The organism is Bacillus sp. 11C (genome assembly GCF_055486375.1).
Window position 1 is genome coordinate 36,736 of sequence record NZ_JBUPVZ010000010.1, and the last position, 17,443, is coordinate 54,178.

At 44.0% G+C, this 17,443-nt stretch carries 15 protein-coding genes; 2 read left to right on the plus strand and 13 right to left on the minus strand.

Going from position 1 to position 17,443, the window contains the following annotated elements; translation table 11 throughout:
* Window positions 1-134: 134 nt before the first annotated feature.
* From ACY3LV_RS14645 to ACY3LV_RS14655, 3 genes are read right to left on the minus strand one after another with little or no spacing between them, the layout of a single operon-like run.
* On the minus strand, window positions 135-2,144 hold the full coding sequence (locus ACY3LV_RS14645) for a hypothetical protein (protein WP_464864040.1): 2,010 nt from the start codon (window positions 2,142-2,144) through the stop codon (window positions 135-137).
* Window positions 2,141-2,608, minus strand: a complete 468-nt coding sequence (locus tag ACY3LV_RS14650; RefSeq protein WP_464864041.1) for a hypothetical protein — start codon at window positions 2,606-2,608, stop codon at window positions 2,141-2,143. Before ACY3LV_RS14650 ends, ACY3LV_RS14645 begins: the two co-directional genes overlap by 4 nt.
* A 3-nt stretch (window positions 2,609-2,611) precedes the next feature.
* A complete protein-coding gene (locus ACY3LV_RS14655) occupies window positions 2,612-3,556 on the minus strand; it encodes a hypothetical protein (protein ID WP_394716726.1) in 945 nt (314 codons plus the stop codon).
* 562 nt (window positions 3,557-4,118) lie between these two features.
* On the opposite strand from ACY3LV_RS14655, the gene ACY3LV_RS14660 reads away from it, so the two are divergent.
* Both ACY3LV_RS14660 and ACY3LV_RS14665 read left to right on the plus strand, forming a co-directional pair.
* Entirely contained in the window at window positions 4,119-4,667 is a 549-nt protein-coding gene (locus ACY3LV_RS14660) for a PadR family transcriptional regulator (protein ID WP_148963648.1), read from the plus strand.
* A gap of 49 nt (window positions 4,668-4,716) precedes the next feature.
* A complete protein-coding gene (locus ACY3LV_RS14665; RefSeq protein WP_148963647.1) occupies window positions 4,717-5,316 on the plus strand; it encodes a GNAT family N-acetyltransferase in 600 nt (199 codons plus the stop codon).
* A 35-nt stretch (window positions 5,317-5,351) separates the two neighbouring features.
* Here the strand turns inward: ACY3LV_RS14665 and ACY3LV_RS14670 are convergent, their stop codons facing one another.
* The 10 genes from ACY3LV_RS14670 to malP form a co-directional block, all read right to left on the minus strand.
* On the minus strand, window positions 5,352-6,509 hold the full coding sequence (locus tag ACY3LV_RS14670; RefSeq protein WP_464864042.1) for an ABC transporter permease: 1,158 nt from the start codon (window positions 6,507-6,509) through the stop codon (window positions 5,352-5,354).
* Window positions 6,510-6,521: 12 nt separating this feature from the next.
* Window positions 6,522-7,712: an ABC transporter permease gene (locus tag ACY3LV_RS14675; protein WP_464864044.1), complete on the minus strand. Its 1,191-nt coding sequence runs from the start codon at window positions 7,710-7,712 to the stop codon at window positions 6,522-6,524.
* Window positions 7,713-7,724: 12 nt separating this feature from the next.
* Window positions 7,725-8,660: a linearmycin resistance ATP-binding protein LnrL gene (lnrL, locus tag ACY3LV_RS14680; protein ID WP_464864046.1), complete on the minus strand. Its 936-nt coding sequence runs from the start codon at window positions 8,658-8,660 to the stop codon at window positions 7,725-7,727.
* Window positions 8,661-8,804: 144 nt separating this feature from the next.
* Window positions 8,805-9,467: a two-component system response regulator LnrK gene (lnrK, locus tag ACY3LV_RS14685; protein WP_464864047.1), complete on the minus strand. Its 663-nt coding sequence runs from the start codon at window positions 9,465-9,467 to the stop codon at window positions 8,805-8,807.
* On the minus strand, window positions 9,464-10,666 hold the full coding sequence (locus tag ACY3LV_RS14690; RefSeq protein WP_464864048.1) for a sensor histidine kinase: 1,203 nt from the start codon (window positions 10,664-10,666) through the stop codon (window positions 9,464-9,466). Before ACY3LV_RS14690 ends, lnrK begins: the two co-directional genes overlap by 4 nt.
* Before the next feature lie 117 nt (window positions 10,667-10,783).
* Window positions 10,784-11,641 (minus strand): catechol 2,3-dioxygenase, encoded by an 858-nt coding sequence (gene catE / locus ACY3LV_RS14695; protein ID WP_464864049.1) that lies wholly within the window; start codon window positions 11,639-11,641, stop codon window positions 10,784-10,786.
* Between the two features lie 17 nt (window positions 11,642-11,658).
* Window positions 11,659-12,063 (minus strand): DoxX family oxidoreductase CatD, encoded by a 405-nt coding sequence (catD, locus tag ACY3LV_RS14700; RefSeq protein ID WP_464864050.1) that lies wholly within the window; start codon window positions 12,061-12,063, stop codon window positions 11,659-11,661.
* Between the two features lie 153 nt (window positions 12,064-12,216).
* Entirely contained in the window at window positions 12,217-14,031 is a 1,815-nt protein-coding gene (locus ACY3LV_RS14705) for an ABC transporter ATP-binding protein (RefSeq protein WP_464864051.1), read from the minus strand.
* A complete protein-coding gene (locus tag ACY3LV_RS14710; protein ID WP_333562123.1) occupies window positions 14,025-15,746 on the minus strand; it encodes an ABC transporter ATP-binding protein in 1,722 nt (573 codons plus the stop codon). Before ACY3LV_RS14710 ends, ACY3LV_RS14705 begins: the two co-directional genes overlap by 7 nt.
* A gap of 105 nt (window positions 15,747-15,851) precedes the next feature.
* Window positions 15,852-17,438: a PTS maltose transporter subunit IIBC gene (malP, locus tag ACY3LV_RS14715; protein WP_464864052.1), complete on the minus strand. Its 1,587-nt coding sequence runs from the start codon at window positions 17,436-17,438 to the stop codon at window positions 15,852-15,854.
* Window positions 17,439-17,443 lie beyond the last annotated feature (5 nt).

A 17,443-nucleotide genomic window follows, 5' to 3' on the forward strand; every position in this document is an offset into this window, starting at 1 on the left:
GAGCAAAAGAATTTTACGCTAACCCCTTTAATTCCTTTTAAATTACATTTAATTTTCTTTTAACCATTTTATAAGCGTTTAACCTAACATTAAATTAAACGCTTATTTTTGTTCAATAAATTATTCTTCAATGTTCACTTTAGAGGTTTAATAATATATTCCTCACCCAAATCAATAACATTAAGAGTCAAGTTTTTAGTCATTTCATTTATTTCTTCGGGTTCTAGGGATGAACCTATAATTGCTTGTCCCTTTGTATTTGATAATACTTCAAACAGTTGTTTTTGGCTTTTCACATCCATTTGCTGCTGGCCAGGTTCATCAAATACCACTAGTCCTGGATGATTTCCATGAAACTCCTTACTAGTTTTGTAAATGGCAATCACATAAGACCAAATTAAACGAATATTATCGCTTGCTGAGGAATCAAACTTGATATCAAAACCACTGACAATTGGAGTGAATTTATCATATGATACGGAGATTTCATTCGTGTTAATACTAGAAAAATTAAAGGCATCTAATAAAGTTAGGAACTGTTTTTCAAAGTATATAAGTTTTTTCTTATCCAATTCTGAAAAGTAATCTTGCGGTAAAGCTTTTCGTCTAACTGAGTAATCCCTCCACTCTTCCTTTATTAATTCAAAACGTTTTTCGATTTTTTCAAAAGAATTACTCGCTTCATAAAATTTGCTTAAGAGAATTTTTAACTCAACTAATTTATCCAATTCCTTTTTGGTTGGTATTTGTGGGTTTTCATTCAATTCTGATTTATATAATCTTAACTCTCTTCTGGCATTTTCCAGATGTTCCGTAATCACAGCTAGTTTGGATTGTTTATTTTTTATAATTCTTTGTGATTGTTTGATACCGAATTTCAGTGTATTAATTTGCTCTTTTATAAAAGTAATATTGTCTGATAAATCTAACGGCTGGATATTTGTTTCTGGCGGCAATAGCGAGTCCTCGACATATTGATTACACGTTGGGCAAATACCTTGAGAAAAGCTCGTATCTATATCTGATCCAAGTTTATATAGCTTCTCAGCTTCTTGATTTCGTTTTAAATCTACATCTAAATGTTTCAAGTTCTCATCCATAGTCTGTATGTTATTTTTCTCCAAATGCAAATCCTGTCTTAATGAGTTAATTTCATCTTGCAATTGTAATACTAAAAGATCTTGTTCTTTTACTTTCTTTTCGTATTCTGATGTTACATTTGATATTTTTTCAACACGAAAGTTCTCTTTATCCTTTATTGAACTCTCTAATTGGAATATACGATCAAAAATAGAAATTAGTTTATTATTATCATAAACATTCAGTGTTAACTCGTCCAAAAGCGTTGGCTTTTCTGGTAGACTAGGAATTTCTGCGTGAACACTGACTGCTAAATCTTCTAAATCTTGTTTTAAATTAGACCACTTATTCATAAGCAATGCTCTAAGAATTTTTAATTCTTCTCGTTCCTTAGTGTTTTTTGTAATATCCATATTTAATAAAAATTCGAATGCTCGCTTTGATATATCTCTTATTCCAAAACTTCCTGAAATCGGAGAATAAAAACTGTTCCAGCCTTTTACCTGCTCTACAAAGAACAAAGGAAAAAGTGTCTGAATGTATAAAACTCTGTCCCCTCCCTCGAAAGTTGGAACCTCTGGTAATTTCCAATCTAAAAAGTTAGATAAAAAAGCGTGAAATCCAGAATTTTCAGACGCTGCTCCCTTCATATGGACATAAAAATCTTTGAAATTCACTTTGCCTTCTTTTGAAAGTTGAGGTCCAAAGTGAACTCTAATTAATTTCTCATTGATACTCGAAGATTTAATCCACCTGGTCAATGTAATGATATCGCCTCTTTGATTAGAAATCTCTAGCTGCACTTTTGACTCTAGGATAAGAATTTCTTTTTCCTTATATAACAGTTTGTCTTTTAACACGGGCTTCATCGTTTTCGCATTTCTCCCACCCAATATCTCTTCAATACCTAACGCGTAAAGTATTGAATTTAGAGTAGAACTTTTTCCTTTAGTATTTCTTGCTCTTAATATATTAAATCCATCTTTAAAAGGTATTTCAGTACCAAAGACTCCATCTACAGTATCAATAGTTATTTTTAGGTTATCCAATTTTATTCTATTCATGAGGGGTACCTCTCTTTAAATAATCGCAATATATAAGAATCAGATAGACTCTTCTTTATTTTTCCCAAAAACTTTTTCTCTTCTAGAAATACATTTTCCTCTAATAGCTTTTCTGCGAGAACTTCCCCTTTTTGAGTTAAAGAGAATTTACCAGTACGGTCATTAAATGAAAATAATCCCATTGCCATTCCGTAATTTAAGGCTCGATTCAAAAAGGGGTCAAAGCGAATAATGGGAAAATTACTTGTTTTCTTTAGCTTCAACAATCTTTCACAGCGACCCTGATTTTGTAATCCCCAATTAAATAACTGTAATTTTAATAGTGATGCAGTTTGCTTTGTTGACGAAAGATGTAAGATTAAAATAATTTGTGATATCCTATACATTGGTCGCAGTTCAGGTGAGATAGGCACTTTTTTTCTTACAAACCTTATTTCTTTAATTTCCTCAAATGGCAAATCCATTTTTCACCCTCCAAAATCCAACGGGCAGTCTATTAACCAGCTTGCTATCGCCTCGTGGCACAAATCGTTGTACACTGAGTATTCAAAAATATCATGAAACTGCTCTCCTTGGAGAGCTAACTTATACTTATCTAATGTGTCTTTCAATAGCTCTTTAGGACTTAAATCCGTTAGCAACACCTCAGCCTCCAAATGACTAGCAATGGAACTTTTAATCTTAACTTGTTTCTCATATGCTGAACTATAAGTTAGCTTCATATGATTAAGGATTTCTTGTCCCTTAATATAATTGCGCACTTGTAAATCAATGTATTTATTTGTTTTAGCGACTTTAGTCGGCTCATCCAATTGACTAAAAAGATTTCCGATTTTTCTGTCTAACACCCCAATTGAGCTTGTTTGACATTGCTTCCAGTTAATAATCTCTTCAGCATCAGGTATTGGTACATCAATATTTATCTTTTCATTTAGAATCTGTTTTGCTTGGATGATCTCCTTCCCATAATAGCTTTCATCATGCGCTAAAACATCAAAGGAATGATCCAATAAATCCAACATGGTTTTATCATTTCTGTACTCAACTGCTTTTTCATGGCAATGTCTTATCAGATCTTTATTTATAATTTTCGGAGTAAGAAAAATCCACTTTTTGATTTTTACTCCTTGAAAGAACTTTAACAATTGTTGTTTGTATTTTTTTAATTTATTTAGGTCTTTTGTAACTTTATCCCTTTGATGACTGTATAGTTTAATAGAATCATATTCTTCATCAGGACAATAGCATTGAAAGACTATTCCCGTTCTAGTGAAACCTTCTATTCCTAAGTCACCATGTGTATGTGCAGTCATCTCTTGATAACCATCTGTTTCATACTTCATTTTCAAAAAAGCTTGGCAGTGTTCTTCCCAACTATCACCATTATATGTACCATAAGGTGTTCTGAGCATCTGTACCCTCCGTACCATTATAAAAATTATTGAATTCGAATTATATTCATAATGGTACAATATTTTTACATATTTAGCTATTCATGAACTTGATTAACTGCCACTCTCATTATAGAACATACGTTCTAATTTGTAAATAAAACCAAAAAAGCGTTATCTCTTGTACTCATACTCATTAAAAAGATACACCTTTGTTCGAGTTTGCTTTCTCTTTTAAACATATATAACAACACTTAAACCCGTTTTAAAATACTCTTAATCAACCTTCATTTTTGATACTACGTAAGATAACTTCTATTAACCGATTACCAAAAAACAGCCTAACTTTTTTGTAAACTGATGATCTGGTAAATGGTTGTTAAAATTTATTATTTATATTGTTACCGTTCCAATATTTTTAATCTTTTTCGAACAAAATTCCTTTTATAATAAAATAAGAAGAAATGGACCGGGTTGTGTTCCCTTCCTCCCTTTTCTATAATAAGGGGAATAGGCAGTTAGGATCACAGGTGAGCGCTGGCTCATCTATTTTTGTGAAACAGCCATAGACACGGAGGATAGCATGAGAGTATTGAAATACGCCATATTAGGGCTTTTGCGAAAAGGCGAATTGAGCGGCTATGATATTACGAGTTATTTTAAAGAGGAGCTCGGCCAATTTTGGAGCGCCAAGCACAGCCAGATTTATCCTGAGCTCAAAAAGCTGACGGATGAAGGGTTTATCACGTTCCGCACAACGATTCAAGGCACGAAGCTGGAGAAAAAGATGTACACCCTGACAGACAGCGGAAAGCAGGAGCTGCATGAGTGGCTGATCCGCCATCAGCCGATACCGGAGACGGTGAAGGATGAATTTATGCTGAAGGCTTATTTCATTTCTTCCCTATCGCGGCAGGAGGCTTCTGATTTGTTCACAGACCAGCTGCGAAAACGCAAAGCCAAGCTGTCTGATTTGCAGGAAAGCTATGAAAAGCTTATGGTTTCAGCGGATCCGATATCATTTACTTCACCGGACTTCGGCCACTATCTCGTGCTGACGAAAGCGCTGGAGCGAGAGAAAAATTACGTTTCTTGGCTGGAATCGATTTTAGCGATGATAGATGAGGATTAGCGGGAGCAGCCTTCAGGCTGCTCCCATACTTTATGCGGGGGGACGAACGATGAATGTGACATTGCGTGAATTAACAGGAGAACTGATCCGGGTGGTGCCGATGGACAAAAGCCATATTCAAGGTTTATATGAAGCTGCAAATGATGAAACCATCTGGGCCCATTTACCGAAAACGATTACAACGCTGCATGATATGGAGGCTTTTGTTGAGGAGGCGCTGAAAACGAAAGAATCCGGAGCGGAATTTCCATTCGTGATGATTCATTGTGAGACTGGTAAAATCGTCGGCACTACGCGATTTCTGCATATGTCATCCGCTACAAGGAGCCTTGAGATCGGCTGGACATGGCTGCACCCTTCAGTGTGGGGCACCTCGGTCAACACTGAAGGCAAATATTTGCTGTTACAGTACTGCTTTGAACAGCTCAACACGATTCGGGTGCAGTTTAAAACAGATGAGCGGAATGTCAGATCGCAAAAGGCGATTGAACGGCTGGGAGCAGTCAAAGAAGGCATATTGCGAAACCAAATGATCAGAAAAGACGGAACATTCCGTAATTCGGTGTTTTACAGCATTATCGACAGTGACTGGCCGTCCGTGAAACAACATTTGGAACAGAGACTGAAGCTTACAGAAAAAGCAAAATGATCCTAAAAAACATCTGCCCCGAAGGCAGATGTTTTTTAGGATCGGAGCGCTTTCAGCCCCGCTGCGAAAGTAATTGCCGCAAAAGCAAGCAAGATGCCGCAGATCCCGAGAATATCTGTGACGTGTGCACCGTTAGCGATAATCTCAGTCAATCCGCTCATCGCCCACTTTTGCGGAAGAAATTCAGCAACGGACTGCATCAATTTCGGTTCAATGTCTATCGGCCAATACATTCCGCTTACCATACACGTTGCGATGACGAACAAGTTGCCGAACGCAAGCTGCTGTTCCGGCGTTCTGACATTGGCCGCAATGGCCAACCCGATGCCGACAACGGTCAGCAGAAAAAGCGATACTAACACAATAACCGCAGCCGGATTGCCCCAGTTGATGCCAAACAGCCAATGGGTTGCGAGCAGCAAGATGCCAAATTGAATCCAGCCAATGACGAAGAAGGACAGCACATACCCCGCACCGATTTCAGCTCGGCTGACAGAGGCTGTAAGCAATCTGGACCAGACGCCGTTTTTTCTTGCTTCTAAGATGGTTCCCGCTGCCCCCATCATGGTCAGCATGACAAACAGAATGGAAAAGCCGGCTGCTCTGGAGGCTGTGTCACTTCCGCCCGCACCCTCTTTTTTATCGCTGAGCGTCTTTCGTTTTACGGCTGGTGCCGCATCTTCATGATCTTTGGCGATAACTGTCTTATACGCCGCCTTCCAGTTCTCCCCCGCTGCCTGAGCTGACGTTTTCGCCGCGGTAACCTGAATATTGAGTTTTGCCAATGTGCTTTCCGCATATTGTTTGGCCATCGGCGCTTCCGACAGTTCTGGGCTGTGGCGGAAGATCAGCTCAGGATGTTTTCCTTTTTCCAGCTGTGCCTGGAACGAGCGGGAAATGGTGATGATCCCGGCAATCTTATTTTGTTTCAGCTTTTCTGACGCTTTGCTTTCAGACATGTTATCGAATATATACATATCATCGTGTGCCTTCAGCTGCCGAATATAATGCTGCGAAAGAATCGTGTCGTCCTGATCAACGATCGCAAGGCGCAGCTTGTCATCACTGCCGCCGAGCATCCCTCCAAATACAAAGGTCAGCAAAAGCGGGGCAGCGAACATCATCAAATAGTTCTGCCGCTTCTTAAGAATGAGAGAAAGCTCAATGCCGCAAATGGCTAAGATTTTTTTCACTTGGTTACCTCCTTATCTTTTATGAAGCCGTCTGATGCCAAGCGCGAGTGAACAAAGGCCGATCGCCGCAAAAAGAAGCACAGGCTTTTGAAGGTCAGCCCAGCCTCCCCCTTCCATTAAAGAAAGAAAGCCGTCAAGCGCCCATCGATTCGGCACCGCTTTGGATACAGACTGCAAGAAGTCCGGAAATTGGTACAGCGGCAGCATGGACCCGCCAAGAACCGCAAGCAATTGAATGCCGAAGCCGCCTATCGCATCGGCCGATTTCATGTCGCTGATGCAGGACGCAAGCAGCATTGAAATGCCGGATACAGCCGCAGCATAAGAAAGCCCCAGTACACTCACAAACAGCAGATTGCCGCCCCAGTACACACCAAATACATTGATCGTAACAATCAGAAATATGAAAAATTGTATGATGGCAAACAGATAGGTTCCGAGCCATTTTCCGAAGAGAATGGCGTATGTTTGTGCAGGCGTCATCATCATTCTGGCAAGCGTTTCCGTATCCTTTTCTTGTAAAAATGATTTCGCCCCGACTGTCATATGAAACAGCATAAACATACAAAGCATGGCCGCCGAATAGTATTGAAAACTGGTAACAGCCTTGCTGCCGACTGATTGTTCCTTAATAGTAATCTTGTCACCCGTTTCTTTTTCAAGCGTCTTTACCAGCTTTTCGGCAAGCTGTGAAGGTTCAAGTATTCCTTGTTTGACAGCTGCTGTTTCACTGACGTAGTCCATTGAGGCTGACGCGGCTTCTTTTACCGCTTTATATTGGTCTATGAAAGATGCGGCGGCTGTTTCGATGATGGAGCTTTTTAATGTTTGATCAGGATCAGCATAAACAAAAGCCGAAGTTTTGCCGGCTTCCCAATCGTTCGGGATGACCATGCCGACATCAATTTTCTTTTCTTCAAGCAGTTTCTTCATCTCGTCTTCGCTGCCGGCTTGTTTGACCTTTATCGACTTCATTTTTTTGAGCACATCTGTTTTAAACATGTTCGCTGCATCTGACTGTCCTGATTGGACATAGCCGACTTTGATGTCTTCAATCTGATTGCCTCCGTCAACAACCGATCCGAGCGCCGCCCCTAAAATACAGGTCAGGATCAGCGGCATTAAGATCAGCATCATAAACCCTTTTCTGTCCGTGATTCTGATTTTGAGATCCTTCCATGCGATCCATATGCTTTTTTTCATTGCCGCCCCCCCTTAATCCCGCAATGTGCGGCCGGTCAGATTCAGAAACAGGCGCTCCAGATTTGGTTCCTGCACTTGAAGAGACAGCAGGTTGATATGATGGGCAGCGGCCTCCGCAAGCAGACCGGTGACGACTTTCTCATGGCGGGCCGCAGAAATGTCAATTTTGAGTCCTGACTCATGTACGGTCACATCATTCACATGGGCCAGAGAACGGATCGCAAAAAGAAATGCTTCATCGAGCCCGCTGACAGTGAGCTGAATAATGGTATCGCCTCCAAGGCGGCTGCATAAATCGCTTTTTGTGCCGATCGCAATCATTTCTCCCTGATCAATAATGCCGATCCGATCGCATAAATACTCGACCTCTTCCATGTAATGACTCGTATAGATCACCGTCATGCCCGTTTCATTAAGCTGTTTCACCGTTTCTAAAATATGATTTCTCGATTGAGGATCGATACCGACAGTCGGTTCATCCATGATCAGCAGCTCAGGCTTGTGCATTAAAGCGGCACCGATGTTGATTCTCCGCTTCATTCCGCCTGAGAATGTTTCAATTTTATCTTTGGCCCGCTCAGTCAGGCCGACATATTCAAGGACCTCTGCCGACTTTTTTTTAGCCTCGCCGTGCGTTAGTCCGTACATTTTCCCCCAAAACATAAGATTCTCATGAGCCGTCAGCGTCGGATATAAAGCAATTTCCTGCGGCACAACGCCGATTTTTTGTTTCGCTTTGGTGGTTTCTTTGCCAATTATATAGCCGCCCACTGTGATATTCCCGCTATCATGCGGCACGAGGCCGGAAATCATCGAGATGGTTGTGGACTTCCCCGCACCGTTCGGCCCGAGCAGCCCGAACGACTCCCCCTTTTGCAGGGAAAAAGAGATACCTCTCACGATTGTTTTCTTTCCATATGCCTTTTTGATGTTTTCTGCTTGCAGCACGTCGTTTCACTCCTTTTGTAATCCCATTGCCATTGTAGAAAAAAGAAAGGCGTGCGGCATGTGGCGGCAGATAGAATGTAAGGCATGAAAAAAAAGGCCTTTAACAGGCCTTTTCAGAGAAACGCATATGCTGAATGTCATATGTCAAAAGTCAGATACACCATGTCTGACCGAATAGATGGCGGCTTGGGTTCTGTCTCTGACAGACAGTTTGCTGATAATGTTCGACACGTGATTTTTCACTGTGCCTTCTGTAATGTACAGCTTTTCGGCAATTTCTTTGTTATTCAGCCCGTACCCCAGCTCAGCCAGAACTTCCAATTCGCGCTCGGTCAGGTCGAGCAGCTCCTTAGGTTTATCTGTCTCGTTTATTCCTTTCAGCTGTTTTTCGCGCTTCCATTCATTCAGCATCTGGGCAGTCAGTTCCGGGGGAAGCACCATTCCGCCAGATTGAACGGTCATCACCGCTTTTACAATCGTATCGGCTGACATGTCCTTCAGCAGGTACCCGCTCGCTCCTTCTTCTAGCGCTTCCGCAATCAGCTCTGAATCCTTGAAGGTTGTCAGCATCAAAACCTTTACGCCGGGCAGCGAGCTTGTAATCAGTTTTGTCCCTTCAACTCCGTTGGACACCGGCATACGGATGTCCATTAATACAATATCCGGCTCAAGTGCTTTCGCTTTTTCGAAAGCTTCCTGCCCGTTTCGCGCTGTTGCGATCACATCAAGCTCTTCTCTGAGCTGAAGCAGTGATGCCAGCCCTTCTCTGACGATATCCTGATCGTCGGTAATGATGATCTTAATCATGATAAATTCTCCTTTTGCTGCGCGGGCCCGAAGCTCCATTTTTTATTAGCCAGTGAAAATTCGGCGATTACAGTAAACCCTTGATCTCGTTCGCTCTCAAAGCGGATCATTCCGCCATGCTCCGCTGTCCGTTTTTTCATATTCAAAAGGCCAAAGCCGAGTGCCGCCTCGGGATTTCCTTTTCCGTCATCCTTAATGACAAGACTGATATTGTCCGTTGTGCAGGCAAGCTGGATCGAACAGGCTGTAGCGCCGCCGTGCCGTTTGGCATTGGTCAATGCTTCCTGCACCGTCCTGACCAGAGTCGGATGAAGAGACAGCGGGATCATCGCAGGATCACCGCTGACCGCAAACTCGGTTGTTACGCCCGCATTTTTGTAAAAGTCCTCTGTCAGCTGTTTCAGCGTTTCGATTATCGAAGGATCGTTTTCCGTTTGCAGGGTCCGCACTGATAAGCGAACATCATCAAGCGCTTCACGGGCAAGTGTTTCACATACACTGACTGTCTCCTCAGCTTTTTGGCCGTCTCTTTTTTGCCATTCACGCAGAAGCTGCAGCTGGACGAGCAGCGCCGTCATTTTATGCCCCACTGTATCATGGATTTCCCTTGCCATTCTGTTCCGCTCGTAAATGGCAGTCAGCTCTTCAACCTGCTTCGCATATAAATGCAGCTCCTGGTGCGCAGCAGACAGCGCCAGATGGGATTCCGTCAATTCCTGATACTGCTGTTTTGCCGTTTCCTGCGCATCCAACAGTTTGCGGATTAATTTTCCGACGACTCCGCAGAAGACGACGAATGTCATGCTCGACAAATGATCGATGACAGATTCATTGCCGAACATCAAATATGTACGGATGAGGACGATCAAAAACAAAATAGAGCATAGACATAAGACAGACCAAGCGATTCTTTTATGAAACCCGCACAAAAAAAAGGCGACTGCAACCGGGCAGAGCATGATAATGAATAAACCCGTGCCGGGAAAGATAAATCCGAACGAAAAGCCGACCGCGATATCAATTAAACAAAACCAAACGGCATTTGTCTCTGGCTTCTGTAAAAAATGATTGGCTGCATACACAGCAGCACCTATTGCTATAAATGCATATTCAAACCAGTTATTCTCTTTCACAATGGACAGATACATCAAACAGCTCACCATCAAGGTGAACATTCTCGTAAAAAACAGAGCCTTCACGCTCATCACTCCCGTTACCCAATTCCCTTCTTATCATACCTGCCTCAGATCATTTTTGACAGGAGTTTCTGGAAATCAAAAAATCCCCCTGCCATTTTTTCGGCAAGGAGATTACAGTTAACTAACAAACATAATATGGACGCCGGAAACAGGATCTTTCACACGGAAGCTGTTTTCCGTTTCTTCGATCGAATATCCGGCATGTTTGACTCGGTCTGCCACTCGATCCAGTTCCTCTTGATGAGGCAGGACAACAGTGTAATCGTCTAATCCACTGGCATTTGTCGGTTTAGGCGGCGCGTTTCTTCCCGCCCAAATGTTTAAGCCGATATGATGGTGGTAGCCTCCGGCTGAAACAAAGAGGGCGGACATGCCAGCATAGTTTCCGACAATATCAAAGCCCAGCACATCTGTATAAAACGCTTTTGCTTCGTTCAAATCACTGACATGCAAATGAATGTGTCCGATGATGGTATCGTCCGGAAGCGCTGTTTTCCGCTCATCTCCGGCTTCTTCCAATAGACCTTCGATGTCAACAGCGGCTGTCGTCATGACGTAGTTTCCTTCACGATCACGCTGCCACTTGCTGCGGGGGCGGTCAGCGTACATTTCAATGCCGTTCCCATCAGGATCAGACAGGTAGAGTGCTTCGCTGACTGCATGATCTCCATGTCCGATCGCAATGCCATAATCAATCAGCCGGGCAAGCGCGATACCAAGTTCCTTTCTGTTCGGAAGAAGAATCGCAAAGTGATATAGGCCCGTCACAGACCGTTCAGGCAAGACGACGGCGCTCGGATTTTCTTCAAGAATAAGCAGTACGCGTTTTCCATCAGCCGTTAATTCAGCTTGCCGATCCGTCTTTTGTAAGACTTGAAAGCCGATGACGTTACAGTAGAACTGAAGAGAACGCTCCAGACTGCGGATTGTGAGTTTGACATAGCCAATATTTGTATCATCATGAATGCTGGTCATGCTGAATGCCTCTTTTCTTATGCCGCTACGTTTTCGCTCTTTTTTCCTTTAAACACAAATGGATCCAGTGCCAAGAAACGGCTTCCTGAAAGCGCCAGGTGGATGGATGTCAAAAGCAGAAGGTAATCAAATTCTGCATTGCCCATGAAAGGCGCTTTCAGCTTGACTGTGATGATGGCTCCGATCAGCGTGAGAGCAAACAGAACACCGACAATACGTGTAGCCAATCCGAAGAAGACGAGCACGCCACCAACGAGTTCAATTGCTGCGATGACATACGCCATAAAGCTTGGAAGGCCTATGCTGCTGAAAAATTGGATGGTGCCCTCCATTCCCTGAAACTTTGATAAACCGTGAACAAAAAAGATAATACCTGTCATAACTCTTAAAAGTAATGTGCCAATTTCAAATGATTTATTCATTTTATCCTCCTTGATAAATGTTATCAGTTACTTAATGTAAGTTAGTATATATACATAACTTATTTACGTCAAGTAATTTCGTTACATTTTACAAAAATGAATTAAAAGAACTATAAAACTGTAACAAAAAAGACCTTTGTGCAGGACAAAGGTCTATTTCTCAAATTGGCTTTCATATAAGTCACTGTAAAATCCTCTTTGCCGAATCAGCTCGCTATGGCTGCCTTTTTCAATCATTTCGCCGTCTTTTAGCACCACAATCTGATCCGCTCTTTGAATGGTATTCAGCCTGTGGGTAATGATGACGCTTGTTCTCCCCTCCATTAAACGGGCGAGCGCTTCTTGAATGTTGACTTCTGTTACGGTATCAATGTTGCTTGTCGCTTCATCCAATATGAGAAGAACCGGGTCGGCAAGCACCGCCCTCGCTATAGAAATCAATTGTTTCTGTCCTTGGCTGATGCCTGATCCGTTTTGCGTCAACACGGTTTCGTATCCTTTTGGCAGCCTTTCAATAAAACTGTGGGCGTTCGCTGTTTTTGCAGCAGCTTCGACTTCCTGATCAGAAGCATCGAGCCTGCCGTAGCGAATATTTTCTTTGATCGTTCCCTGAAACAAGAACGAATCCTGAAGCACAAACCCCATGTTTTTCCTCAGGCTTGCTCTAGTAAGGGTTTTAATATCTGTACCGTCGATTAAAATCCTTCCCTCATTAGGTTCGTAAAAACGGGCGAGCAGGTTCGTGACGGTTGTTTTCCCCGCTCCCGTCGGGCCGACAAACGCGATGGACTGTCCGGCAGGCACGGTAAACTGTAAATGATTCAGTGTCTTCTGCCCTTCATCGTAACCGAAGGACACATCCCGGAATTCAATACTGCCTGTTTGGATCGGCTGATGAACGGCGTTCTTTTCATCGTCGCGCTCTTCTTTTTCATCAAGCACGTCAAACACCCGTTCAGCACCGGCAATGGCGGACAGCATTGTATTAAACTGGTTGGCCAGATCGTTTAAAGGGCGTGTGAATTGCCTTGAATACTCGGCAAAAACGACGATGGAGCCGATCGAGATCCAGCCTTTCAGCGCGAACAGACCGCCGATTGCCGCAATCATCGTAAAGCTTAGGTTATTCAAAGAGTTCATGACTTTCGGGATAAACCCGGAAATCGTCTGTGCCCAGAAGCCCGACGTCTTGAGCGCGGCGTTTTTTTCGAGAAATTCGGCTGTGATTTGCTTTTCACGCGAATAGGCTTTGATGACCTTTGCGCCGGAAACGGATTCCTCAATATATCCATTCAGCTCACCAAGGTTTTTCTGCTGTTCTTTAAACAGCTTTCCCGTCCGGTTGGTGATCCATTTTAGGCTCACAGCCATCACCGGAATGATGGTCAGGGTAATCACTGTAAGGAGCGGGCTCAAGTACAGCATGACCGCAACCGTCCCGACAAAGGTGATGACGCTTGACAATATTTGAATGACTGACGTGTTTAAGGTCGAGCTGACATTTTCGATGTCATTTGTCACCCGGCTCATCAGCTCGCCGTGCCGTTGTTTATCAAAAAACGGAATCGGCAGCTCATGCAGATGGGTAAACAACTCGCTTCTCATTCTGAAAACAGTGCCTTGCGAAATCGTAATCATCCAATAGTTTTGAAACCAGAGCGACAGAGACTGAATCACATAAATGACGAGCAAAAGAAGCAAAACGGGAATCAGTCCGCTGACCGTTCGCCCGACGATAAAATGGTCGATGGCCTTTCCGATCACAAAGGGGCCGAGGAGCCCGAATATCGCGCTGATGACAACCATCAGCATGACAAGGATGAGCAGTCCTTTTCGTTCAGCCAAGTAAAACCAGATTCGCTTCAGTGTGCCTTTTGCATCCTTTGCTTTCGTCCGCTTTTTCGCGCTTTCTTTTTTGTCGATTGGCAGTTTGGGATATTGGAAAGGCTTGCGGATATCTTTTAGCATGACTCACTCCCCTCCCTTCCGAATTGCGACTCGTAAATGCGCTTGTATAACTGAGATTCAGAAAGCAGCTCACTGTGCGTGCCTTTTTCAATCAGTTCGCCATCCTCAAGCAGCAAAATCTTATCAGCTTTCATCGCCGTGGTCATTTTTTGCGTAATGATCAAAGTTGTGCACTCATAGGTGCTGATCGCCTCAAGCAGCTTCGCCTCCGTTTGCAGGTCGAGTGCACTGGTGCTGTCATCTAAAAGAAGGATGGCCGGCTTTCGGATCAGCGCCCGCGCAATGGAAATCCGCTGCTTCTGGCCGCCGGACAGGTTGACGCCTCTTTGTCCCAATACAGTGTCATATCCATTCGGGAGCTTCATAATCGTTTCATGAATCTGCGCATGTTTGGCCGCTTCCATTATTTCATCAAGTGAAGCATTTTCTTTGCCCCAAGCGATATTTTCTTTGATTGTGCCGGAAAACAGGAGCACTTCCTGCGGTACATATCCAATTTGCTTGCGAAGCCCCTCGGCCGGAACATCACGAATCGGCTTTTCATCTATGTAAATGCTGCCTGAATCCGGCTGATAAAGCCGCGGAATGAGCTGAAAGAGCGTGGATTTGCCCGCTCCCGTCGCACCGAGAAGCGCGATCGTTTCCCTTGGATTTACGGAAAATGAGACATCTCGCAGTGCTTCTCTGTCCATGTCAGGATAACGGAAGGATACATGCTGAAACGCAATCCGTCCCGACAAACGATCAGATATGATCTCTTCCTCTCCTTCATCGCCTTCCGTTTCAAGCACCTCGCCGATTCTATCCCCAGAAGCTTTAGCCCTGGTGAAAATCATAATCAAAAACGGAAACATCGAAAGCGCGCCCGTCATTCGTGTTGCGTAGTTAATAATCGCTACAACATCACCAACCTGAGTGCTTTCGTTCGTGATACTGTGGGCCCCTGCCCACAAAATCAAAAGAATGCAGAGGTTCATCAGCAGCATCAGCACAGGCATCGTGAATTCCACAAGCTGAAAAGCTGAAACTGTTTTTTCCATCAGCCTTGTGTTGGCTTTGATAAATCTTTTGACCTCGTGGCTGCCGCGAAGCAGCGCTTTGATCAGCTTAATTGCGGTTAAGTTTTCCTGCATGACGGTGTTCACCTGATCCAGCCGTTTCTGCACTGAGCGGAACAGCGCCCCGCCTTTCTTTAATACCCATAGCAAAAACAAGATCAAGATCGGAATGGTCACAAGCAGAAAAAAGCCGAGCTTCACATTAACGGCCAGCGACAGCACAATGCCGCCCGCAATCATTAACGGAGCCCGCAGCATAAACCGCAAACTCATAAAAATCATATTCTGAACCTGTGTGACATCGTTTGTCAGCCTTGTGATATAAGAAGAGGACGAAAACTGTCCAAATGTCGAATAGGAGAAGGACTGGATTTTTTGAAAAAGCCCTTTTCTCGTATCATAGGAAAAGCTTTGGCTGACATGGGCGGCATAAAAGGAATTCAGCATTCCCGCCGCAAATGATAACACGGTCAGTCCAATCATGACCGCGCCCCATGTCCACACATGCCGGAGATCTTGCTTCAATATCCCATCGTCGATGATTTTTGCGATCAATAGAGGCTGCACCAGTTCAACCGCAAGCTCCGTCAGCATGAGAACCAGGGCAATTCCCACCAGGAATGAATGTGGTTTTAAAAACGATAAAGCCTTTTGCATGTAAAAGCCTCCAAACCCCTTTTTACTCGATTGTCTCTTTCTTTACTTTACTATGATGGTCTTTTTGACGGCAAACGAAAACCCTCCCGAAAAGGAGGGCTGGCTTTATTGATTCAATATTTTTTCCACACGCTCCCGCATCTGCGGAACGCTCAATCCGATAATCACCTGAAACGCTTTCCCATTCCTGACGACCCCGTGTGCGCCAAGCGCGCGAAATACGCTGTCGGATTCAACCTTTGTCTCATCCTTGACGCTGACTCTGAGGCGGGTGGCGCAGTTTGTGACTTCTGTGATGTTGTCTTTTCCGCCCAGCGCTTCAACATACAGAAAAGCGGTGTCATCTGCCGTTTCAGCAGCGGCGGCCGTTTCGTCCTTCTTGTTTTTTCTTTCTCTGTATTCCTTTTTCGAATACAGCTTTGTTTCCTGCTGGTCATCCTTTTCCCGTCCTGGTGTGGCGATATTGAATTTGAGGATTAAAAATCGGAAGACGAAAAAATAAATAGCTGTAAAAGAGAGCCCGATCAAAATTTGATATACATACGTCATACCGTGGCTGCCAAAGAGCGGAATCCAGTTCAAGGTGGCCGCTTCGATCAGCCCGCCTCCCATGTTTCCGACGACACCAGCCAAATACATGACGGTCGACATTGATGCCGCAAGCACGGCGTGAACCGCAAATAAGAAAGGAGAAATGAATAAGAAAGTGAACTCAATCGGCTCTGTAATACCGGCGACAATCGCCGTCAGCGTGACAGGAATCAGCAGTCCTGCGACGAGTTTTTTCTTTTCCTTGCTGGCTGTGGCGTAAAACGCCAGGGCGATCCCCGGAATGCCGAAGATTTTCGAGTTGCCGTGGAGCGCGAAGCCGCCTTGCGGGAAGAGCTCCTTCAGCGATTTGGCACTTTGCGAATATTCACCGAGATGCTGTGCCCAATACGTGACGATCCCGCCTTCCGCTACAGCAGGCCCGTAAATAAACGGCGTGTAAATAAAGTGATGAAGCCCGGTCGGAATCAAAATCCGTTCCAAAAACGTATAAATCCAAACGCCCACCGCCCCCGAAGCAACCAGGAAGCTTTGAAGCGAGCCGATTCCCGTCTGAACCATCGGCCAAATATAAGACACGGCCAAGGCAATCGGGATCATAATGAAGAAGGAAATCATCACAATATACGTTGAGCCTTGAAAGATGCCGAGAAAATCGGGCAGTTTTTTATCGAAAAAACGATTATGCAAATAGACGACAATCGAAGAAATAAAGATGGCCCCGATAATGTTGGTATCAAGCGTTTTGATGCCCGCTATCATCGTTAACCCACTCGTTCCGCCGACCTCTTGGTTCATGTCGACGCCAAATGCGCCTCCCCATACTGTCAAGATCGAGCTCACAAAGTAATTGAACGTCAAGTACACCGTAAGCGCTTCCAAACAAGCGCGAGCCTGAGCTTTCTTCGCCAAAGCAACCGGGATTCCGATGGCGAATAAGAGCGGCATTTGATTAAATACTGTCCAGCCGCCCTGCTCAATGATATACCAGCACTGATACCACAACCCGTCTGGATCGGCGAGCGGGCCCATGAGGGTTTGATTTTTAAATAGCGTACTAACCCCGACGATGATGCCGGCGAACGCGAATAATAGAACAGGCACAAACATCGCGCTTCCAAAGCGCTGAATTTTTTGCATCATACCAG